This window comes from Gorillibacterium timonense, from assembly GCF_001457415.1.
GTDB lineage: Bacteria > Bacillota > Bacilli > Paenibacillales > NBRC-103111 > Gorillibacterium > Gorillibacterium timonense.
On the sequence record NZ_LN881724.1, the window covers coordinates 862,918 to 883,884 of the forward strand.

The 20,967-nt window shown below is 55.2% G+C and carries 17 protein-coding genes and 1 riboswitch; of the genes, 15 read left to right on the plus strand and 2 right to left on the minus strand.

Annotation, left to right across the window (positions count from 1 at the left end; translation table 11 throughout):
- Positions 1–78: 78 nt before the first annotated feature.
- Complete coding sequence (locus tag BN2684_RS16490; protein ID WP_058303239.1) at positions 79–1,098, plus strand: HRDC domain-containing protein; 1,020 nt, start codon at positions 79–81, stop codon at positions 1,096–1,098.
- Positions 1,099–1,246: 148 nt separating this feature from the next.
- Here BN2684_RS16490 and corA read toward each other — a convergent pair whose 3' ends face one another.
- On the minus strand, positions 1,247–2,182 hold the full coding sequence (gene corA / locus BN2684_RS16495) for a magnesium/cobalt transporter CorA (protein WP_058303240.1): 936 nt from the start codon (positions 2,180–2,182) through the stop codon (positions 1,247–1,249).
- A 384-nt stretch (positions 2,183–2,566) separates the two neighbouring features.
- On the opposite strand from corA, the gene BN2684_RS16500 reads away from it, so the two are divergent.
- The 9 genes from BN2684_RS16500 (at position 2,567) to BN2684_RS16545 (ending at position 14,148) form a co-directional block, all read left to right on the plus strand.
- The gene (locus BN2684_RS16500) at positions 2,567–3,274 is read left to right on the plus strand and encodes an HAD family hydrolase (RefSeq protein ID WP_058303241.1); all 708 of its coding nucleotides are present in this window, start codon (positions 2,567–2,569) and stop codon (positions 3,272–3,274) included.
- A gap of 111 nt (positions 3,275–3,385) precedes the next feature.
- Positions 3,386–3,510: riboswitch (SAM riboswitch) on the plus strand.
- Positions 3,511–3,592: 82 nt separating this feature from the next.
- Positions 3,593–4,504, plus strand: a complete 912-nt coding sequence (gene metA / locus BN2684_RS16505) for a homoserine O-acetyltransferase MetA (RefSeq protein ID WP_058303242.1) — start codon at positions 3,593–3,595, stop codon at positions 4,502–4,504.
- A gap of 14 nt (positions 4,505–4,518) precedes the next feature.
- Positions 4,519–5,688, plus strand: a complete 1,170-nt coding sequence (locus BN2684_RS16510; protein ID WP_187385781.1) for a PLP-dependent transferase — start codon at positions 4,519–4,521, stop codon at positions 5,686–5,688.
- A 2-nt stretch (positions 5,689–5,690) separates the two neighbouring features.
- Positions 5,691–6,881: an aminotransferase class I/II-fold pyridoxal phosphate-dependent enzyme gene (locus BN2684_RS16515; RefSeq protein WP_058303243.1), complete on the plus strand. Its 1,191-nt coding sequence runs from the start codon at positions 5,691–5,693 to the stop codon at positions 6,879–6,881.
- Positions 6,882–6,999: 118 nt separating this feature from the next.
- On the plus strand, positions 7,000–8,352 hold the full coding sequence (locus BN2684_RS16520) for an EAL domain-containing protein (protein WP_058303244.1): 1,353 nt from the start codon (positions 7,000–7,002) through the stop codon (positions 8,350–8,352).
- Between the two features lie 367 nt (positions 8,353–8,719).
- Positions 8,720–9,859 carry a cyclic dehypoxanthinyl futalosine synthase gene (mqnC, locus tag BN2684_RS16525; RefSeq protein ID WP_058303245.1) on the plus strand — a complete coding sequence of 380 codons (1,140 nt, stop codon included), beginning with the start codon at positions 8,720–8,722 and terminating at the stop codon, positions 9,857–9,859.
- 125 nt (positions 9,860–9,984) lie between these two features.
- Positions 9,985–10,851 (plus strand): putative sporulation protein YtxC, encoded by an 867-nt coding sequence (gene ytxC / locus BN2684_RS16530; RefSeq protein ID WP_058303246.1) that lies wholly within the window; start codon positions 9,985–9,987, stop codon positions 10,849–10,851.
- Positions 10,852–11,265: 414 nt separating this feature from the next.
- A complete protein-coding gene (thrS, locus tag BN2684_RS16540) occupies positions 11,266–13,209 on the plus strand; it encodes a threonine--tRNA ligase (protein WP_058303248.1) in 1,944 nt (647 codons plus the stop codon).
- Positions 13,210–13,434: 225 nt separating this feature from the next.
- Positions 13,435–14,148 carry a 3D domain-containing protein gene (locus tag BN2684_RS16545; RefSeq protein WP_392389032.1) on the plus strand — a complete coding sequence of 238 codons (714 nt, stop codon included), beginning with the start codon at positions 13,435–13,437 and terminating at the stop codon, positions 14,146–14,148.
- A gap of 249 nt (positions 14,149–14,397) precedes the next feature.
- Here the strand turns inward: BN2684_RS16545 and BN2684_RS16550 are convergent, their stop codons facing one another.
- Positions 14,398–14,787 carry a VOC family protein gene (locus BN2684_RS16550; RefSeq protein ID WP_392389016.1) on the minus strand — a complete coding sequence of 130 codons (390 nt, stop codon included), beginning with the start codon at positions 14,785–14,787 and terminating at the stop codon, positions 14,398–14,400.
- 236 nt (positions 14,788–15,023) lie between these two features.
- Between BN2684_RS16550 and BN2684_RS25030 the strand changes: the two genes are divergently transcribed.
- The 5 genes from BN2684_RS25030 (at position 15,024) to BN2684_RS16575 (ending at position 20,779) form a co-directional block, all read left to right on the plus strand.
- Positions 15,024–15,725: a methyl-accepting chemotaxis protein gene (locus BN2684_RS25030; RefSeq protein WP_058303249.1), complete on the plus strand. Its 702-nt coding sequence runs from the start codon at positions 15,024–15,026 to the stop codon at positions 15,723–15,725.
- The gene (locus tag BN2684_RS25035) at positions 15,638–16,417 is read left to right on the plus strand and encodes a PDC sensor domain-containing protein (protein WP_148450001.1); all 780 of its coding nucleotides are present in this window, start codon (positions 15,638–15,640) and stop codon (positions 16,415–16,417) included. Before BN2684_RS25030 ends, BN2684_RS25035 begins: the two co-directional genes overlap by 88 nt.
- Before the next feature lie 266 nt (positions 16,418–16,683).
- Positions 16,684–18,372: a S1C family serine protease gene (locus tag BN2684_RS16565; protein ID WP_058303251.1), complete on the plus strand. Its 1,689-nt coding sequence runs from the start codon at positions 16,684–16,686 to the stop codon at positions 18,370–18,372.
- Between the two features lie 159 nt (positions 18,373–18,531).
- Positions 18,532–19,221 carry a response regulator transcription factor gene (locus BN2684_RS16570; protein WP_058303252.1) on the plus strand — a complete coding sequence of 230 codons (690 nt, stop codon included), beginning with the start codon at positions 18,532–18,534 and terminating at the stop codon, positions 19,219–19,221.
- Between the two features lies 1 nt (position 19,222).
- Positions 19,223–20,779: a sensor histidine kinase gene (locus BN2684_RS16575; protein ID WP_082652022.1), complete on the plus strand. Its 1,557-nt coding sequence runs from the start codon at positions 19,223–19,225 to the stop codon at positions 20,777–20,779.
- Positions 20,780–20,967: the final 188 nt, after the last annotated feature.

The following is a 20,967-nucleotide window of genomic DNA, read 5'->3' on the forward strand; positions in this document are numbered from 1 at the left end:
CAGAGGAAGCACCTCTTGCTGCATAAGCAGCAGGGGTGCTTTTTTGCGTCTTGATCCCAATTCGATGGAGGTGTTGGAATGGCGTTGGTGTTTTTGAACAGCTTCGAACGCAAGCAGGACGGCCAAGAGAAGGAGTGGGCGAAGGTCACCATTTCACAACAGGAGGAAGCCTGGCAGGTTCTCTGGCTGAGTCAAGAAGGAGACGGAATGAAGGAGGAGGAATGGTTCCTCGGATCTTCCTGGAAGCAGCTGCTTGAGGTGTTTCGGATCGGACTCAAGTGCAAGCTGGCGGAAGGGTACATCCCCCTGATCGAAACGCGCTCCGATGAGCGGACGTTTGCGGTGAGCCTCCGGGTTCAACGGCTCTACTGCTACAGCGAGAATCACTATGAGGCAGATGCCTTCGAGAAGCTGCGCTTGTGGCGGAGGGAGCAAGCGAAGCAGGAGAGCAAGTCGGCTTATATCCTCGCATCGAACCGGATCCTGCAGATGATCGCGGCGTTTCTGCCGCATACGGTCGAGGAGCTCGCGCAAATTCCGGGAATCGGCGGCAGTCGGCTGAACGCCTATGGGGATTCCATTCTCGCCATCACCCGCGAATACGTCAGGGAGACGCCGTTCCCGCTTGATTGGGTTTCGGCGGCCGTTCCTGCCGATGATTTCGCTGCTTGGCAGATGCAGACGGAGAGGGAAAGGAGCCGCCAGCAAGCCGACAAGCTGGAGACCCGGAAGCAGCTTCTTGAGCATATCTCGCAAGGACTCGGGTTGGGTGCCTTGGCTAAGTCCTTGAAGACCAGCCGCAAAGACATTCTCACCGCTCTGGAGGAGCTCGATCGGGATGGCTATGACATCGCTCGGCTGGTGGAGACGGAGCTTCAGCATGTGCGGCCCGAGGAGCAGGAGATTGCGGAGAAGCTGTTTAAGGAGCTGGGCGATCGATATCTCAAGCCGGTCGTCAGTAAGCTGCTGCCGAAAGCAAATCCGGGCGACCGCGAGCTGGACCAAGCCTATGAGTGGCTGCGGTTGTTCCGGATGAAATACCGCCGTAGAGCGATGGAAGGGGCGGAATTCATGTCAGCGGCTGCAGCTCAAGCCTGATCTGCGCGGCAGCTCAAAAAGCCCGTCTCGCTCCCCTAGGGCATCCTCTAACAGGATGAAGGGATAGAGACGGGCTTTCTTGATCGAATGAAGATTCGCGAAATAAGAGGGCGAAACAAGCCTTCGGGCGATGGATCAGGGGATGGGCTCATAGCCAATCCTTTTTGCGGAAATAGAAGAACATGAAGGCGCCGATCACGATCATGCCGCCGAGAACGAAATATTCTCCCCCCGGAACATCCTTGCCCGGCAAGTAGTCGAAGTTCATCCCGTAAATCCCGGTGATGAAGGTCAGCGGCATGAAGATGGTGGTGAGCGCCGTAAACACGCGCATGATTTCGTTCGCGCGGTTGGCTACGCTTGACTGGTAAGCTTCTCGTAAGTTGCCCATCAAGTCGCGGAACGTATCGAACGTATCGGCAATCTTCACCGCGTTTTCATAGATGTCTCCGAAGTATTTCTGCAACTGATTATCGATGAGCCGAAGCTCCTTCTTGTTGAGAGCGGCGATCAGGTCCTTTTGCGGACCGAGGACGCGCTTGAGCCATAGAATTTCACTTCGCAGCCCGATGATTTCGTTCAGGTGCGTCTTCTTGGTGTTCATGAGAATCTGCTCTTCGAGGTTTTCGATCCGGTCTTCAATCCGGTCGCCGACCAGGAAGTAGTTATCGACCACAAGGTCGATCAGGTGGTACAGGAAGCGGTCGGAGGTGTTGACCTCCTCTTCCCAGAGGATGGGCTTCAGCTTCCGCAGTTCATTGATCTTCTGCTTGGTTACCGTTATGATATAATGCCGCCCGAGAAAGACGTTCAGCGCGCGGAGAAAAATCTCCTCGTCGTCAAACCGGATGCTGTTGATGACAATAAAATATTGAGCGTCGTAGATTTCCAGCTTGGGGCGTTGTTCTTCCTCCGTCATGCAGTCCTCTACCGCCAAATCATGCAGGTGGAACAGAGGCTGAAGAACCTCCAAATCCTCCACTTCCGCATCAATCCAATAAAATCCGCTTTCGGGCGCGGTTACGCAATTCGCCACGTCCTCCATCAGCGTGAACACTCCGTTTTGCACCAGGCGCACTTTCATGGCCGTCACTCTCCTTCTCCCTTGCATGGGACATACGAGAAGAAACAGCCGGTGCACAAGCTTGAATAAAGGTTAGCGGCATGTGCGGACACCGGCTGTTTGTAGGTTAGGATTGACAATCAGCTTCGTTCTACTCCTAGGTCGGTCTCCGTCCATTTGCCTGCACCCCTTTTCTTGATCCGAAATGGTTACGAACGTACGAAAAACCCCAATGAGGATGGGGTGTACGCTCTAACCTGTCTAGTATACCTTGGACAACCTCGGACTTCAAGACACCTTAAGCAGGATATGTGAAGTTTTGCGGGAAGGTTCTGGGATTCCATGATAAGATGAGAGGGAAGCGGATGATCGCGGAATGAGTGCAAGTGCCGGAGGCGATAAGAGATGGCGGACAAGATCGAAGTCATAAGCCTGGACATGTTTCAGACGCTGGTTAATATCAACAGCAGAAGAGAGCTGGTATGGAAGCCGCTCCTCCACGATCTCTATACGGCTCCGCTGGCGGATCGCTATGCGCAGTCCTTCCAGAGCCACTTTCTTGTTCACTGGGCGGAGGCCAAAGCCAGCGGAAGGTTCTGTTTATTGAAGGAGGTTTATGAACGGAGCTTTGCGGAGTTCCTTCAGGAGACCAAGCTGCCCTTCGCTGCACAGGACGCCGTCGAGCTTTTGTTTCATGGGCATCGGGAGGCGCTTTTTTATGAGGAGACCGCGAGCTTTCTGGAGAAGATGTCCTCGCGCTATAGAATGTGTGTAGTAAGCGATGCGGATGAAGCCATGCTGCCGGGCTTTTGTACCGAGTACGGCATCCGTATGTTCCATTCGGAACAGCACGGGTCGTATAAGAACGACAGTGATAATCGGATGTTTAAGGAAATGCTCAAGCATTACGGAGTTCGGCCCGAAAAAGTCCTTCATATCGGCGACTCGGTGTCCGATGTCATCGGCGCCCAGCGTGAGGGGATTCGCACTTGTTGGCTCAATCGAAACAAGGAGATCTGGAAGCAGGAGATCCAACCGGATTACACCGTGGAATCGTTGACGGAAGTGGAAGACATCCTGTCAAAGGGTCAAGCCGCTTCTTCGGCGGGATAAGCGCATTCTTCCATTATTTTCATGTGAGCCAATGCCTCCGGTTCCCCTTGACGGACGCCTTTTTTTCCAGTACAGTAAGAGTAATTTTCAGAACAATCGAATACGTTGTTGCTCTTATCAAGAGTAGGTGTAGGGACGAGCCCGATGACACCCGGCAACCGGCAACCTTTTGCAAAGAAGGACGCACGGTGCTAATTCTTGCAGAACGCGCGAACCGCGGATCTGAGAGATGAGAGAGGACACGCAGGTGTATTTGCGAGCGGCCTTTCTCTATGGAGATGGGCCTTTTATTTTTATATCCGAAGAGGAGTGAAGCACGTGCCGATTAAAGTCCCCGATCATCTGCCCGCCAAGGAGATCCTGAACGGAGAAAATATTTTCGTGATGGATGAAACGCGGGCCTTCCACCAGGATATCCGTCCCCTTAAGATCGCGATCCTCAATCTGATGCCGAACAAGGAGACGACCGAAACCCAATTGCTTCGGCTTCTCGGCAATACGCCTCTGCAGGTGGACGCGATGCTGCTCCATCCGAAGACTCACCAATCGAAGAATACCTCAACGGAACACCTCGATGCCTTTTACAAAACGTTCGAGGATATCCGTCATCAGCAATTGGACGGCATGATCATTACGGGAGCGCCGGTGGAGACGCTGGATTTCGAAGAAGTCAACTACTGGGAAGAGCTGCAGGAGATCATGAACTGGGCGAAGGATCACGTCACATCGACGCTCTACATCTGTTGGGCGGCGCAGGCGGGCTTGTATCATCACTATGGCGTCCCCAAGCATCCACTCTCAGAAAAAATGTTCGGGGTATTCCCGCATACGATCACCCGTCGCAACGTGAAGCTGCTTCGAGGCTTTGACGATCAATTCTACGTTCCGCAATCGCGCCATACCGAGGTTCGCCGCGAAGATATCGATCAGGTTCAAGGACTTGAAGTCTTGTCCGAATCCGACGAATCCGGCGTTTACCTGGTCACTGCCAATAACGGCCGCCAAATCTTCGTTACGGGGCATTCCGAATATGACCCGCTGACGCTGAAATGGGAATATGACCGGGACATCGCCAAGGGGATGGAGATGAGGATTCCGAGCAATTATTACCCGAATAACGATCCGAGCCGCGAGCCGATGACGCTGTGGCGAGGGCATGCTAACCTGCTCTTCTCGAATTGGCTGAACTATTACGTATACCAAGAAACTCCCTTCGATTGGAGCATATAAAAGGAGGTCCGTCCATGAAAATTGAAAGCCGTCTCGCCCAGATCGGTTCCGTCAGCGAACCCGGCACGGGAGCCGTCAACTTCCCCATTTACCAAGCGACTGCGTTCCGCCATCCCAAGCTTGGCCAAAGCACCGGATTCGATTACGCCCGGACCAAGAGTCCGACCCGTTCTGTATTGGAGCAAGCAGCGGCGGAGCTCGAAAGCGGAGACGCTGGATTCGCCACCAGCTCCGGCATGGCTGCGCTCACCACGGTGTTCGCCCTCTTCCAGCAAGGAGATCACCTGCTCGTGTCGCTGGATCTCTACGGAGGGACGTTCCGTCTCCTCGAGCAGATCATGAGCCGATTCGGCGTCTCCGCAACCTATGTGGACACGAATGACCTCGACGCTTTGGAGGAAGGCCGATGTCCGTCGACGAAAGCCGTGCTGATCGAAACGCCGACCAATCCGCTGATGATGGTCACCGATCTCGCTAAGATCAGCGCTTGGGCGAAGAAGCACAGGTTGCTCACCATCGTGGACAATACCCTGCTCACGCCGTTCTTTCAAAGGCCGCTTGAGCTCGGCTGCGACATCGTCGTGCACAGCGCGACGAAGTACCTCGGCGGACACAATGACGTGCTGGCCGGGCTCATCGTGACGAAAGGCAAGGAGCTGTCGGAGCGGATGGGCTTCCTCCACAATTCCTATGGAGCGGTGCTCGGTCCGCAGGATTCTTACCTCTTGATGCGCGGAATGAAGACGCTCGCGCTCCGGATGGAACGGCATGAAGCGAACGCGCTTGCGGTCGCCCGCTATCTTGAAAAGCATCCGTTGATCGCAGAGGTGTTCCACCCTGGCCTGCCGGATCATCCCGGCTATGAGATTCAGAAGGCGCAAGCATCCGGCAACACGGGCATTTTCTCCTTCAAGGTGAAGGAGGCTGCCTATGTCGAGCCCATTCTCCGGAACATCCGGCTGATCGCCTTCGCGGAGAGTCTTGGCGGAGTGGAATCGCTCATGACCTATCCCGCTGTGCAAACCCATGCGGACATCCCGGAGGAGATCCGCCGGCGGGTTGGCGTCGACGACCGCCTGCTGCGGTTTTCCGTCGGCATCGAGCATGCTGACGATCTGATTGACGACCTCGGCCAGGCGCTTGCCGCCGCGGAAGCTGAAACGAATGCGAAAGGGGACCACTAATCGTGAGCCAAGATTCCTTCTCCAAGGAGAACGACAGCCATTCATCAACCGGTAAAGATAAATTTGCAACCCGCTTGATCCATTTTGGAGCGGAGGTGGACAAGACGACGGGGGCTTCCAGCGTACCGATCTATCAGGCATCCACTTTTCACCACTTCTCGCTCTCCGAGCCGCCCGAATACGATTACACCCGTTCCGGCAATCCGACGCGCCAAGCTCTGGAGGATTACATTGCGAAGCTGGAGGGCGGCGTCCGCGGCTTCGCTTTTTCCTCGGGGATGGCGGCCATCTCCACGGCCTTCTTGCTTCTCTCCGCCGGCGACCACCTGATCTGTACGGAGGATGTCTATGGAGGTACCTATCGGTTTCTGACCGTGATCGCCAGCCGTTTAAACATCGAGACGACATTCGTGGACATGACGGACTTAGATGCGGTGATGGCGGCGCGTAAAGCAAATACCAAAGCGGTCTATATGGAGACCCCCTCCAACCCGACGCTGAAGATCACGGATGTGGCGGCGGTCACGGAGTGGGCGAAGAAGCATGAGCTCCTTACCTTCCTGGACAACACGTTCATGACCCCTTACCACCAGCGGCCGCTTGAGCAGGGCGTAGATGTGGTGCTCCACAGCGCCACGAAATTTCTCGGCGGTCACAGCGATGTTCTTGCTGGACTGGCTGTCGTTGCGAACGAAAGCTTGGGGCGTCGCTTGAAGATGCTGCAGAACAGCCTCGGCTCGGTGCTAGGCATTCAAGACTCCTGGCTCTTGATGCGCGGAATGAAGACGCTGCAGGCGCGGATGGAGCATTCCGAGAAGAGCGCCCAGAAGCTCGCAGAATGGTTGACCACCCGACCGGAGGTCGAGCGCGTGTATTATCCGGGTCTAGCGGATCATCCCGGACGCGACATCCACGAGCGGCAATCCCGCGGATACGGCGCGGTCGTCTCCTTCGACACGGGAAGCGGCGAGGCTGCCCGCCGGGTATTGGACAAGGTCCGGATTCCGCTTGTCGCCGTCAGCTTAGGCGCGGTCGAAAGCATTTTGTCTTATCCCGCCATCATGTCCCACGCTTCCATGCCGAAGGAAGTCCGCTACGCTCGTGGAATCGGCGACGGCTTGCTGCGGTTCTCGGTTGGGCTTGAGGATATCGATGACCTGATCGCAGATTTGGAGCAAGCTTTGAGCCGATAGTCGGATTGTATAAGGGTGCATATTTATACAAATCACAAAGATTAGGTCTGTAAGGTTATCTCTACCTATGGTAAAATAGGCCAAAAGAATGGCAAGACGGATAGCCTAGGGGGACCTTATGGAAGCATTTCGTGACCGCACCTGGAAAGACATCTTGGGTATGCTGCTCCGCCTGCCTCTGCCTGCAAGAAGTCTGAAATTTCTACCCCCCGACTTTGTTCTCCGCGATCCGATCCTTTCATCCCTCCATACCGCGAGGGAGAAAGGCGATTTTTGCGCCATGCTTTACTTTGCCATCAACGATCAAGGCGCTCCTCGGGCTTCATTTGATCCATCCCAAATGAAACGATTGCGGCGAGCCTTTGTATCCGCGTTGACCGCTTCGTTTCCGCTTCATGATATCTTGGGCGTCAAACGATTCTTCGGGGACGGCTATGGCGTCTTCTTGCGCTCCTCTCAGCCGTTCGGGATCGAGCAGCTGAGCGAGGTAACTGCAGCCATACGCGTCCGCATGGAGGGCCTGCTGATCCGCGAGTCCGGTTCGCCGAGAGCCGTCCCGGTGAAGCTGATTTCTTCCTGCTGCACCATTGAGAAGTATCCGCTCTCTACGGACGAAGCGGTTCGCACGGCGGTGCAATGCTCCCAAGCGCTTGCGGCCGGCAAGCTGCCGCTAAATTACGCTCGTTACCGGCAGGAGATGATCGGGATCTTGAACGAGGAAGCGATCTCGGTGCTCACCCAGCCGATCATGTGCCTGGAGAGCGGCGATGTTCTCGGCTGGGAGGTGCTGACTCGCGGGCCTGTTCATAGCCCCTACCACATGCCGACGGAATTGTTCGATTTCGCGCAGCAGGCCGGCTTGCTGATTCCGATGGAATGGCTGGTCATCCGCAAAGCGTTCCAGGAAATCTCTCGCAAGGGAATCTGCGAGCAGGTCTTTATCAACATTACCCCGGTCACCCTGTCTCAGCCTCAGCTCCTCGACAAGATGCTGGAGTGGATGCAGGAGTATCGGCATGTCAAGCCTGAGCAGATCGTGCTCGAAATCACGGAACGCCACTCCATCGAAGATTTCACCTTCATGTCGCAGATCTTGGCGCGTTACCGCGAGTATGGCTTCCGCTTTGCGATCGATGATGCCGGCGCTGGCTATGCCAGCCTGCAGACGATATCGGAGCTCACGCCCGATATCATCAAGATCGATAAGTCCGTGATTCGGGATATCGACCAGACCCAGATCAAGCAATCCATGCTGCAGGCGCTGCTGCAGATGGCCGAATCCATCAAGTGCAAGGTGATTGCAGAAGGCATCGAACGCGAGGAGGAGGCCGATATCCTCTGCCGCAATCGCGTGCACATGGGCCAAGGCTACTTATTCTCCCGCCCTCAGCCGGTCCATTTCGAGTATGGAGCTCACTTCGTTGGCGTGAAGGAGAAGATCATTCAACTGCGCGAAGCGAGCTGCGCTTGATCGGAGAGGCGGATCGCCATTCGGAGATTCCGTTCCTGCAAGGAGAAAACTAAATGAACCGTTTGCCTCGAGGAAGTCGCGAGGCAAACGGTTTTTTCGCATGGCTTCGCTTAACGGTTCTGTCATGAAGGCTGGGATAAGGGATAAGGGCTCATCTATGCGAACCCTTGCCACAGCTTGCTGATCCGATGGACTCAATGAAAGCAATACGTAGTCAGGGTGCACCTGAGCGAGCTGATCGGACCTCAGCAGCCCGCACTTCGATTTTCATCCATCCGGTTCGACGCTTCCCTCGCGTTATGCTACCATAGAAGAAATGGTTGGACACAATTCCGACAAGTTTTCCGGGAGAAGGGAAGGGCGCACGATGAAGAATGTGGATCTTATTTTGGCGAAAGCTCTTAGGGGAGAACGGCTGACCGTCGAGGACGGTGTCGTCCTATTCGAGTCCGATGAAATCGAAAAGCTGGGAGACACAGCGAATCGCATCATGCATAAATGGCATCCCGAACCGGTCACGACCTTCGTCATCGGCCGCAACATCAACTACACGAACGTTTGCGATACGTACTGCAAGTTTTGCGCCTTTTATCGAGCGCCGGGGTCCCCTGAGGGCTATGTGCTGTCGGATGAAACGATCTTCCGCAAAATTCAAGAGACCCTCGATGTGGCCGGAACGGAAATCCTCATGCAAGGCGGCACCAATCCTGATCTCCCGTTTACGTATTATCTGGATCTGCTCCGTGGAATCAAGGAACGGTTTCCGTCCATCACGATGCATTCCTTCTCACCGGCGGAGATCCTCAAGATGCAGGAGGTTACCGGAGGCCTTGAGCTGCAGGAAGTCATTCGCCAGCTGCACGCAGCTGGACTCGATTCGCTTCCCGGTGGCGGAGCGGAGATTCTCGACGACCGCACGAGGCGCAAGATCAGCCGCAAGAAAGGCTCCTGGACGGATTGGATGCAGGTGATGGAGACCGCTCATTCCATTGGTATGAGCACCACCGGTACGATGGTCATCGGCTTCGGCGAAACGCTGGAGGAGCGAGTTCTTCACATGGAACGCATCCGCGCGGCACAGGATCGGACGCGGCAAGCAGGTCATGCGACTCCCGGCTTCCTCGCCTTTATTCCGTGGACCTTTCAGCCAGACAACACGAATATGAGCAAGACCGAGAAGGCGGCTCCCGAGGAGTATTTGAAGACCCTCGCCATCAGCCGGATCTTCCTCGACAACATTCCGAACTTCCAGGCCTCCTGGGTCACGATGGGGCCAGAGATCGGCAAGCTGACGCTGTCCTACGGCTGCAACGACTTTGGAAGCACGATGATCGAAGAAAATGTTGTGTCTGCGGCGGGAACGACGCATAAGGTGAACATCGGCTCCACCTTATCCCTCATTCGCGAAGCGGGCAAAATTCCCGCGCAGCGAAATACCCGCTATGAGATTCTGCGCACCTTCGAAGACGATTCCGCCGTGGAAAAGGATTTCGTCATGCAGAACTAAACAGCCCGTTATTTACCGTTCATCAGCCAGTTGCACCTGCCAAATACTTGATTGTATATCCCTCCCCCCGGGACCATATACTTTATTGTGTCTTAAGACCGATAGGACGGTTAGGGGGGCTTCAGATGGATCACTATTTGATCGCGCTTATGAACCGCTCCGACGAGAAGGCCAGCAAGCTCCGAGATAAGCTGAACCAGCAGATCGGAACCCTTGCCTTTCTCGTGTCATTGGAAAAGGAAGCATATCCTCGCCATCAGCTGTTTCGCTGTTCCCGGATCGGCGAGGCGAAATGGACGCCGGCGGACCGCAAAAAAATCCGCCGTGAGCTCGCTCGCGCCGTCACCCGTTACATTTTGGAGGACGAAGAGGAGACGCTGCTCAGGGAAATGTTCATTCGGGAATACCGGTATACGGCCGCTGACGATCTCGATAAGCTGCTCGGGTATTACCGGTTGCCTTCGGAAGGAGATGAGCCGGCCCGCAAAAAAGCGCTCGCCATCCGCCAATTCCGCGAGATATCCGACACCATTGAAGCTTGTCTTCATCAGAACGGCATGGTGAATATCGAGGGGATCATGGCTTTCCGGCTCGGCAGCTACCGGAAGGAGCTCAAGGAAACGGTGGATTATGCCGTTGACGAGTACCTGATGGATAAGCAATACCAGGAATTCATTTCGCTGTTGAAGTACTTCGTCTACATTCAGCAGGCCAAAATTCCATCGGTGCATGTGCTGCACCGGGGCGGTTCCGAATTTGAGCTCTTGGACGATAAGCTCGAAGCGTTGGAGCCGGTCAAGGCCGAAGGCGGGATCACCTATGAGACGCTGGAGAAGGAACTGAATTTTGAGGATTTGATCGTCAGCAGCCTCATCACGATGGCCCCGGAGAGGATCTACATTCACACGCAATCCCCGGATACTCAGGTCATCCGGACGATCCGCCAAATCTTCGAGGACCGGGTCATCCTTTGCGACAGCATCGCCAAGTAGAGGGACATCATCGTTACCTGGTTTTCTCGCTTGCACCTAGGCGGAAGTTGACGAATGGGGCAGCTATTTCTTATAATGGAAGGGATAAGAATCAACAACAAGCGTCGACCAAAGACATGGATCCTCCGCATACGGTTCAGAGAGAGGAGCACTGGTGAAAGCTCCTTCCGGATGGCGGTCGATTTACCCCTTTGCAGCTGCGGAAAAGAACAGGGGGAACGGCATTTCGGTATGCCCGACCTGCTTTAGTAGGTTCCGCCGGTTCATCCCCGATAGGAGATGCTATGAGGACAACAGATGGCGGGAAATCCGTTTGTCGGCTGTCAAAATAGGGTGGAACCACGAGCCTAGCACGCGCTCGTCCCTTGGGACGAAGCGTGTTTTTATTTTTTTCAAGGAAAGAGGAGAGCTTAAATGTTAATTCATGTGACCTTGCCCGACGGCGCGGTGCGCGAGTATGCAGCGGGTGTGACGGTGGAAACCATCGCCGAATCGATCAGCGCGGGCCTGAAGAAAAATGCGGTAGGCGGCAAAATCAACGGCAAGCCGGTCGACCTGACGACTCCCCTGAATGAAGACGCCGCAGTGGAGATCGTGACGCTGGACAGCGCGGACGGACTCGAAATCATGCGCCACAGCTCGGCACACCTGATGGCCCAGGCGATCAAGCGCATTTATGGGGCCGAGAATATTCATCTGGGCGTAGGTCCGGTCATCGAGGACGGCTTCTATTACGACATCGATCTGGATACGCCGATTTCCTCCGAGGACCTCACCAAGATCGAGAAGGAAATGGACAAGATCATCAAGGAGAACTTGCCGATTACCCGCCGAGAAGTCACCCGTGAACAGGCTCTCCGCATCTACGAGCAGCTTGGCGATCCGCTCAAGGTTGAGCTGATCAACGATTTGCCGGAGGATTCCACCATCAGCATCTACGACCAGGGCGAATTCTTCGACCTGTGCCGGGGACCGCATCTTCCTTCGACCGGAAGGATCAAAGCCTTCAAGCTATTGAATGTAGCGGGCGCTTATTGGCGTGGAGATGCGAAGAACAAAATGCTGCAGCGGATCTACGGAACGGCCTTCGCCAAAAAAGCCGAACTGGACGAGCATCTTCATCTTCTGGAAGAAGCGAAGAAGCGGGATCACCGCAAACTCGGCCGCGAGCTGAAGATCTTCACGTTCTCGCGTGAGGTCGGACAAGGCCTGCCAATCTGGCTGCCAGCCGGTGCGAAGCTGCGCCGTACGATGGAACGCTACATCGTCGATCTGGAAGAACGTCTCGGCTACAGCCATGTCTATACGCCGGTGCTCGCCAATGTCGAGCTGTACAAAACCTCCGGTCACTGGGAGCATTATCAGGAAGACATGTTTCCGAAGATGGTGCTGGACAACGAAGAGCTTGTCCTTCGCCCGATGAATTGCCCTCACCACATGATGGTGTACAAGAGCGACATGCGCAGCTACCGCGACCTGCCGCTTCGAATCGCCGAGCTTGGAACGATGCACCGCTATGAAATGTCCGGGGCCCTCACGGGGCTGCATCGCGTCCGCGCGATGACGCTGAACGATGCGCATATCTTCTGCCGTCCGGATCAGATCAAGGAAGAGTTCGCCCGCGTCGTCAACCTGATCAAGCGGGTGTATGAAGACTTTGGTATCAAGGACTACCGCTTCCGCCTCTCCTATCGGGACCCGAAGGATACGGAGAAGTACTTCCCCAACGATGAAATGTGGGAAATGTCCCAACGCATGCTGAAGGAAGTTGTCGAAGAGCTCGGCCTGCCCTATTATGAGGCGGAAGGCGAAGCCGCCTTCTACGGTCCGAAGCTTGACGTGCAGATTCGGACCGCGCTCAAGAAAGAAGAAACGCTGTCCACTGCACAGTTGGACTTCCTGCTTCCTGAACGCTTCGAGCTCGAATACGTCGGCGACGATGGGCAGAAGCACCGTCCGGTCGTCATTCACCGCGGCATCATCAGCACGGCGGAGCGCATGACCGCCTTCCTGCTGGAGAACTTTGCCGGAGCACTTCCCACCTGGCTGGCTCCGACGCAAGCGAAGATTCTGCCTGTCACGACAGCGCTCGAACCGTATGCCAAGGAAGTGACGGAGAAGCTGCTTGACGCAGGCATCCGCGCGGAATACGACGGACGCAATGAGAAGCTCGGCTACAAGATCCGCGAAGCTCAGCTGGAGAAAATTCCGTACATGCTCGTCGTCGGCGAGAAGGAAGCGGAAGAAGGCACCTTCTCTATCCGCAAGCGCGGAGAAGGCGATATCGGAGCGAAGAGCGTCGAGGAGACCGTCGCGCTGATTCTCGAGGACATCCGCCGCAAGAGCCGCGAAGACTAAACGTCGCTTGCTGCCCCGCTCCTATCCGATCATGCCGCGTCCGGCTTCGAACTCGTTGTTTTCTCACCGGGCGTGTTTGGTGCTCAACTGGCAAGCAGGGGGAGTCACTGCATAACCATTTTGGAACGGGACACCCTATGGGGAAGGATCGGCTAAAGCACAGGGTACCTGCCCTGCCTTGCTCATGCTGAGCCGGTCCGTTAACCGAAAGGGTGATGGATGACTATGCTTGCCGGCTCGAAGCTCCGGGCCATATGGCTTCCCGTTGGCATTCTTCTCGCAAGCGGCGGATTGGCCGTTGTTGAGAGAGGACCCGTACCGGAAAGCCCCGTCGTCATGACGCAACAAGAAGTACCTCCCGCCGCGAGCCAAGGGGAGAATAAGCTTGCCACCTCGGAGGATGCCTCCCTACGGCGATATCCCGCTAGGTCCGGTTCTTCCGCCAGTGCTTCGCTTGCCGCTGCCGTTCCGGATGATCTGCCGATTGCCCGGACGACGAAGGATGACAAGTCCGAGGAAGCCTATTCCTTCCTTGAACCGCGTCACTTCAAGGCGGTGGAGGTGACAGCAACCGGCTATTACGCCGGAAGAGAGTCCACCGGCAAATCCCCTGGCCATCCGGAATACGGGATTACCTTCTCCGGAGTGAAGGTGCGGAAGGCGCTGTTTTCCACCGTTGCGGCCGACACGCGCGTCTTCCCGCTCGGAACCATTCTCTATATTCCGGGTTACGGATATGGAGTGGTTGCCGATACGGGCAGCGCGATCAAGGGGAAGAAGCTGGATCTATACTTCGAAACCAAGCGCCAGGTCTATGAGCGATGGGGGAAGAAAAAGGTCAAGGTCTCCGTTCTCCGCAGGGGAAACGGGCAAGTAACCGAAGCGATGCTCGATCGGCTGAATGGGATCGTGGAGGCAGCGGGACGAGCGCAACCTTAACACGAAATCCAATTGTACGCTGTCAGCCCTAATCGTGTGGATATGGATCGTCGTCAATGGGTATGGGAAGTTCTGTGGAGAGCACGGTTTCTAAGCTGACAACGTAATAGGTGCAAAATCAAACCCAGTACCGACGAGGTACTGGGTTTGTTGTTCATGGCGGAGGCTTTTGTTATCGCGCGAGTCTGGAACATGAGATTGACATCCAACACATACTCGTCATTCCTCACACGGGAAGCCGTGCGAATGCTATGGCGCAACCAGCTCGACCTTGATCCGGTCGGGATCTTCAAAAAACAAAGCGTAATAAGAGTCGCCGCCTGCATAGGGGTGCCTGTCTTCGTAAAGCACATTCATCCCTCTGGAGCGAACCTTCTCGGTCATCTCATCCACATGGTCACGGGAACGCGCATGGAAAGCCAAATGATTCAGCCCTACTCGGCTGCGATGGTACGGGATGCCCAAATGCTGCTCTTGAGCCTGAACAAACACCAGGTACGTGTCATCCAATTTCCAGCTTCGCCCTTCCTCCCATTCCTGGTAGAGCGAATACCCGAGCTCGGTCAAAAACCAGCCCCAGAATTCGGTCGAACGATTCAGATCCGATACGTAAATCTCGATGTGATGCAGAGTGCCCAATCGATTCATCTCCTCTTCTTGCATGTTCGTAGCTATTTTACCGTACGTTGGTTTCTTTCGCATGGATTCGCGGTCGATTTCTTTATTGCCATTGTAAAAGGGTTGGTGACAGGTTTCATGGATATGACACATCGATCGACCTTTTATTGGCGGAAAGGACAATTTTTCCTTTCCGGAGGTGCCGAATCGCGCTATAATGTGATAAAAACTTACATAAGGAAATCAGGTGGCTTTCTGTGGGTTGGGTTCGAGCTTGGTTTAGCAAAGGAAACCGGACAGATTCCGAACGGTCGGGTAAGGAAGCAGAGTATTACCGCGATCTCGTGAACGAGGCTCAAGTGGCTGCGGATCGGCTTCACGGGATTATGGAGGAATTGGAGACATCAGCTCGGCAGTTGACCTTCATCGCGGAATCTTCCACCCGGTCGGAGGAAACCTTGCAGGAACGAAGCGGGCAAGTTCTGGAGGGTATCCGGCAGACAGCCGATTCGATTCGGGAAGTGGCCTCAACCGCTGAGCAGATCCGCAGCTCTTCGTCTTCCATTCATCAGGAGAGCGCCAGTATTCAGCAATCCGTTCAGGATGTTTGCGCGGTCCTGTTGCATACCGAGCAGGTCATGGAACGGCTCCGGGACTCGCAGCGGACTGCCGATGAACGAATGGCCGAGCTGAGCCGAGGAACCGTTGAGCTCGATGAAGTCAACCAATTCCTGAGGGAAGTGGTGTCTCGGACCTCGCTCTTGGCTTTAAATGCTTCCATTGAGGCCGCCCGGGCCGGCGAGAGCGGACGGGGCTTTGCTGTCGTGGCCAGGGGGAAGTCCGGCAGTTGGCCGACCAGAGCAAGGAGGCCGTGGAGCGGTCGACTGCCATCATCAGCAAGATCGAGCAGCTGGTCGATCAAGTTGGGCTCGCCTTCCAAGAGGAAGGAGAGGAAGTGACCGAGAGCGTGAAGGGAATGGCCGAAACCAAGAGAGGCATGGATCTCATCTCCGAACGGAACCGGGAAGTCAACCGATGGATCGAGATCGCAGAAGCGGACAGCCGGCACCAGTCCGTTATGATGAAGGAATCTATACAGAGCCTGGAGCCGGTGATCGATACGGTACACGCTACGCTGAAGTCGGTGGACGACACCCTCGGCCTCATGCAGCGGCAGCGGGAGCAGATCAATCGGCTCGGACAAATCTCAGGAAGCTTGAGCCAAACGTCGTTCGAATTGCGAAAATCGCTCTCCGTCAGCTTAGAGGCAGATATGCCGAAGCTGAATGAAGAGAGCCGAGCCGCCATTCGAGAGCTTCTCCTCGACCTGGCGGCCGATCCGAACATCCGCAGCTTGGAGCAGGAATCGCACGGCGCCATCTTGAGAAAAGCGCTGAACAAAGGGATGTATGAAATGGAAGCCATCTGGTCGAACCGGGCGGACGGGAGCTTCATCTGCTCCTTCCCGGAAGCCGGTCTCATGAACGCCAAGGGTCGGGAATGGTGGCAAAAAGCGATGGCGGGAGAACTTTATTTTTCCGCTGTTTATATATCTGCGATCACCAAGAAATTTTGCTTCACCGTCTCATGTCCTATACTGGACTGCGACGGAAGTCAGGCCGGAGTGCTCGGCGCGGATTTTCGCGTCTAATTTCTAGGGTTTGTATGGGTTTCCTGTGTTGCCATCGGGCTCCGCCTTGTGTTTTGAGGCTGGGCCCGTTATCCTTAAAAGAGGGCTTCCCCGAAATAAATTTCGGCGAATCCTTTCTTTTTTAGGTAGCCTTTAGTTGTTTTTAAGGTTTGGTTAAGCTTTTTGGTGATAATAAAAAGAGAAGGGACTCATGATCCCACGAATGAATAGTCGCGAAGGACATCCGTCTCGCTATCATAGTGATCTTTACGAGGAGGTACATGAACATGGAAGACAACAACAAACGGGATTTCGACGATTTTTTCAAAGACAATACCAAACGCGATTCTGAAACGGAGCGCATGTCTGATCCGTCCGAGCCGACCGAATCCAAACGCATATCCGAGCCGACCGAATATACCGAATCCGAACGAAGATCGATATACGAGGGAGAAACCGCCGCATCGCAATCGCCCGAAGCGAATCGTGCAGATTCGGTCCCACCGACAGAGGGTGGCGATTCGGCTGAATCCGAGAAGCCTTCCTATTATTACTCCTACGGGCCGTATAAATCCCAGGAGAACGAGCCGATTCACTCCGCCTCTCAGGAGGATGTTGAGGTGACTCCGCCTCGGCTGGTCCGGCCGCTCGATGTCACCCCTCGCCCGCAATACCAATGGTCGTCAAGCCAGCCGCCGAAGAAGAAACGCTCGCGGTTCATGGCTACGATGTCGACGATTCTCGCGACGGTGCTGGTGACTGGAGGCTTGATGTTCGGAGCCGACAAGTACAACCTGTTTACCTCGGGCGAGTCGACGGCGGCTTCCGGAAATGCCAGCACCGCGGCAGCGACCGTCAGCACCGCGACTGGTTCCGGCAAGAATGTAGTGGACCTGGTTCGTCCCGATAACATCCCGACGATCGTTCAGAACTCCAGCCCGGCGGTCGTCAAGATCGTTACGCTCGTGAAGCCAACGACTCGTGGATCAAGCTCCTCGTCGCTCTTCGATGACCCGCTGTTCCGCCAGTTCTTCGGCGACGGCAATGAAAGCAACAACAGCAACAACAGCCAGAACCAATCGAATCAGGAGCCTCAGGTTTCCGGTTACGGGTCCGGCTTTATCTTTGAAAAATCCGGCTACATTCTGACCAATCAGCACGTCATCTCGGGAGCGGATGAAGTTCAGGTTTACGTAGAGGGCACGGAAGAGCCTTATACGGCCGAGCTTCTTGGCAACAGCACCGATCTCGACCTGGCGGTTCTGAAGATCAAAGGAACGAAGGACTTCCCGACCCTTCCGCTCGCAGCCAATGTGGACAGTGTGAACGTCGGCGATTGGGTCGTCGCCATCGGGAACCCCTACGGCATGGACCACACGGTAACCGTCGGCGTGCTCAGCGCCAAGGAACGCTCCATTGAAATTCAAGACGGCAATACCGTGCGCAAATACAAACATTTGATGCAAACGGACGCTTCCATTAACCCCGGAAACTCGGGCGGTCCGCTGCTGAACCTGAACGGCGAAGTCATCGGCATCAACACGGCGATCAATGCCGAGGCGCAGGGTATCGGGTATGTCGTTCCGATCAGCACCATCAACGAAGTTGTCGACAAGCTGAAGAACGGCGTGGAAATTCCGAAGGAACCGGTTCCGTACGTCGGAGTGAAGCTGTCTGATATTCCGCAATCGTACGTGAAGGATCTGGGACTCAGCAATACGAACGGCGCTTTTGTACAAGAGGTTGTCATGGGCAGCCCGGCCTTTAAGGCGGGGATCAAAACGTACGATGTGATCGTCTCGGTCAACGGCAAGGAGATCAAGTCGAGCGAGGTACTAGTCAACACCGTGCAGTCCCTTAAGGTCGGAGACAATGCTGTCTTCGGAGTCATCCGCGACGGCAAGAAGTCCGAAATCACCGTGACCATCGGTGATAGCACGAAGGTGACAACAAACACGACCAACAGCAATAACTAAACAACGAGCCGGTTGAAAGGAGCAGACTGACGGACATCCGCGCAGTCTGCTCTTTTGCTTAAGGGTGGACATCCGGACTTACATGGGAAATAATGAAGATGAAATGACGCTAGCAACGGATTTTTGACACGATACGCTTGAGGAAACGAGGGATTTGGGTTGCGCGAACAGATTTTGGTGATTGACGACGATGAAAAAATTACTTCCATGCTGCGCAGGGGGCTTGCTTTTGAAGGGTATTCCGTCACGACAGCGAACGATGGATTGGAAGGCTTGAGGAAGATGCTGGAGGCGGAACCGCAGCTCATCATTCTGGACATCATGATGCCCCGAGTGGACGGCTGGGAGGTATGCCGCCGCATCCGCGAGAGCGGCAGCTTGGTTCCGATCCTGATGCTGACGGCTAAGGATGAAGTGTCCGACCGGGTGAAGGGGCTTGATATGGGAGCTGACGATTACCTGGTCAAGCCGTTTGCCCTCGAAGAGCTGCTGGCCCGCGTCCGCGTCATGCTGAGACGACGCACCGAAAAGAGCGAGAAGCCCGGAAACCAGCTGGAATACGCCGACATCGTCCTTGATCCGGATACCCGCGAGGTGTTCCGCGGCGAATCTCGGATCGAGCTTACCACCAAAGAATTCGATCTTCTTCAGCTGTTCCTGCTGAATCCGAAGCGGGTTCTGTCGCGCGATCTCATTATGGAGAAGATCTGGGGCTACGACTACAGCGGCGAATCGAATGTTCTGGAAGTATATATCGCCCTTCTGCGGCAGAAGACGGAGGAATATGGGCACAAGAGGCTCATCCAGACGGTCCGCGGCGCCGGTTATGTTCTGAGAGGGGAATCCTAGCATGTCCATACGCACGAGGCTCACGCTCTGGTACTCTTTTCTTCTGGGTGCGATCTTATTGGTATTTGGCATCGGGCTGTATACGTATATTTCAGTGAAGCTCTACGACAATCAGGACCGAGAAATGGTCGGATTGGCCAGTCAGCTGATCACAGAGGGTAGGATCACGCGGTCTGTCAATCCGTTTACCGGTGCGGTCGGGTTTTCGTTGCCGCCGCTCAACTATCGCTTCAGCACGGGATATCTGGCTCAGATCGTCGATCCCGACAGCGGAGAGGTTCTCACCACTACTTTACCTCGGGGATACGAGCTTCCGCACACCAAGGAAGCCATCGAGATGGCGATTAAGAATTCGACCTATTTGCTGAATGAAAAAACGGTGACGCCAACTGGCGTTACGGTTAACTGGCGCGTTCTCAATATCGCCTTCAGCGGCCGGGAGAATCCCGATAAAATCATCGGCGTTCTTCAGGTCGGCGTGCAGATCGACAACACGGTCGCTTTGTTGAAAGAGGTATCCCAGTTTCTGATTCTCCTGTCCATCCTTGTCATCGCGGCCGCCGCATCGAGCGGCTGGTATCTTTCACGCAAGGCGCTGAAGCCCATCGAACAGATCATTCTGACAGCGGGGCGGATTCAGAGCAGCGATGATCTGGGGCGGCGGATCGAATACACGGGGCCTCCGGATGAAGTCGGAAGGCTGACGGAAACCATCAATACCATGCTGGATCGGGTCGAGGTGACCTATCGGGAGCTCGAGGAATCGGATCGAATGCAGCGGCGGTTTGTCTCGGACGCCTCGCATGAGCTGCGCACCCCGCTCACGACCATTCGCGGCAATGTTGAGCTGCTGGAGAAGGTGTGGCGGCAGGAGAAGACCGCTGGCGGAATGACGGATGAAGAGAAGCGGGAGCTTTCGCTCGAAGCGATGGCGGATATTGCGGGAGAAGCGAGCCGAATGAGCCGGCTTGTCAATGATCTGCTTGCGCTTGCACGGGCCGATTCCGGCAGCTCCATGCAGAAGGAAGACGTCGAATTCCGATCGCTTGTCGAGGACGTATGCCGTAAGGCCGCCCTTTTGCCCAAGAGAGCCGATTGGAGAATCGGAGATCTCTCGCCCCTGGACGGAAAAGTGGTTCACGGCAATGCGGATTCGCTCCGGCAAATGCTGTTCATCTTCATTGAAAATGCATTCAAATACACTCCGGAAGGCCATGTCGTACTGGACGGCAGTTATTCCGAGGGGCAGGTCGGGGTTCGCATTCAGGATACCGGAATCGGTATGGACAAAGATGAGGTCCCGCATATCTTCGAACGTTTTTATCGAGCGGATGTCTCCCGCGGCAAAACTTCGGGAACGGGACTGGGGCTTTCAATCGCCAAATGGATCATCGACCAGCATGGAGGCTCTATCGAGGTGACGACGCGGTTTGGGGAAGGCACTTCTTTCCTGATCTGGCTCCCTGCATGCGGAAAAGCCCTAGAGGTGGAAACTGTCGAACCGTTGACGCTTACGGAAAGCGGGACCGAAAGGATCTCCACTCCCGATGAGGAGTAACCGTACCGGATGACGGATGGAAGCCCGTGATGTCCCAGTTAATTGATCCGTATCAGACCGACTCTCTTTCCGAGGGTCGGTTTTCTTTTCTGCCGGGCGGGAATCCGCTATACTGATAGGGAGATGTCGGCTCGTAACAGAAATGAAGCGGATCGGCACGTATAGGGCAGAACAGCTTGAGAACGCCC

Bases quoted from the DNA above. Each gene is read 5' to 3' on its own strand.
- BN2684_RS16575 (WP_082652022.1), top strand. From the start codon at position 19,223: ATGTCCATACGCACGAGGCTCACGCTCTGGTACTCTTTTCTTCTGGGT.
- BN2684_RS16520 (WP_058303244.1), top strand. From the start codon at position 7,000: ATGGAAGCATTTCGTGACCGCACCTGGAAAGACATCTTGGGTATGCTG.
- thrS (WP_058303248.1), top strand. From the start codon at position 11,266: ATGTTAATTCATGTGACCTTGCCCGACGGCGCGGTGCGCGAGTATGCA.
- BN2684_RS16500 (WP_058303241.1), top strand. From the start codon at position 2,567: ATGGCGGACAAGATCGAAGTCATAAGCCTGGACATGTTTCAGACGCTG.
- BN2684_RS16565 (WP_058303251.1), top strand. From the start codon at position 16,684: ATGGAAGACAACAACAAACGGGATTTCGACGATTTTTTCAAAGACAAT.
- BN2684_RS16545 (WP_392389032.1), top strand. From the start codon at position 13,435: ATGCTTGCCGGCTCGAAGCTCCGGGCCATATGGCTTCCCGTTGGCATT.
- mqnC (WP_058303245.1), top strand. From the start codon at position 8,720: ATGAAGAATGTGGATCTTATTTTGGCGAAAGCTCTTAGGGGAGAACGG.
- corA (WP_058303240.1), bottom strand. From the start codon at position 2,182: ATGAAAGTGCGCCTGGTGCAAAACGGAGTGTTCACGCTGATGGAGGAC.
- BN2684_RS16510 (WP_187385781.1), top strand. From the start codon at position 4,519: ATGAAAATTGAAAGCCGTCTCGCCCAGATCGGTTCCGTCAGCGAACCC.
- ytxC (WP_058303246.1), top strand. From the start codon at position 9,985: ATGGATCACTATTTGATCGCGCTTATGAACCGCTCCGACGAGAAGGCC.
- BN2684_RS16490 (WP_058303239.1), top strand. From the start codon at position 79: ATGGCGTTGGTGTTTTTGAACAGCTTCGAACGCAAGCAGGACGGCCAA.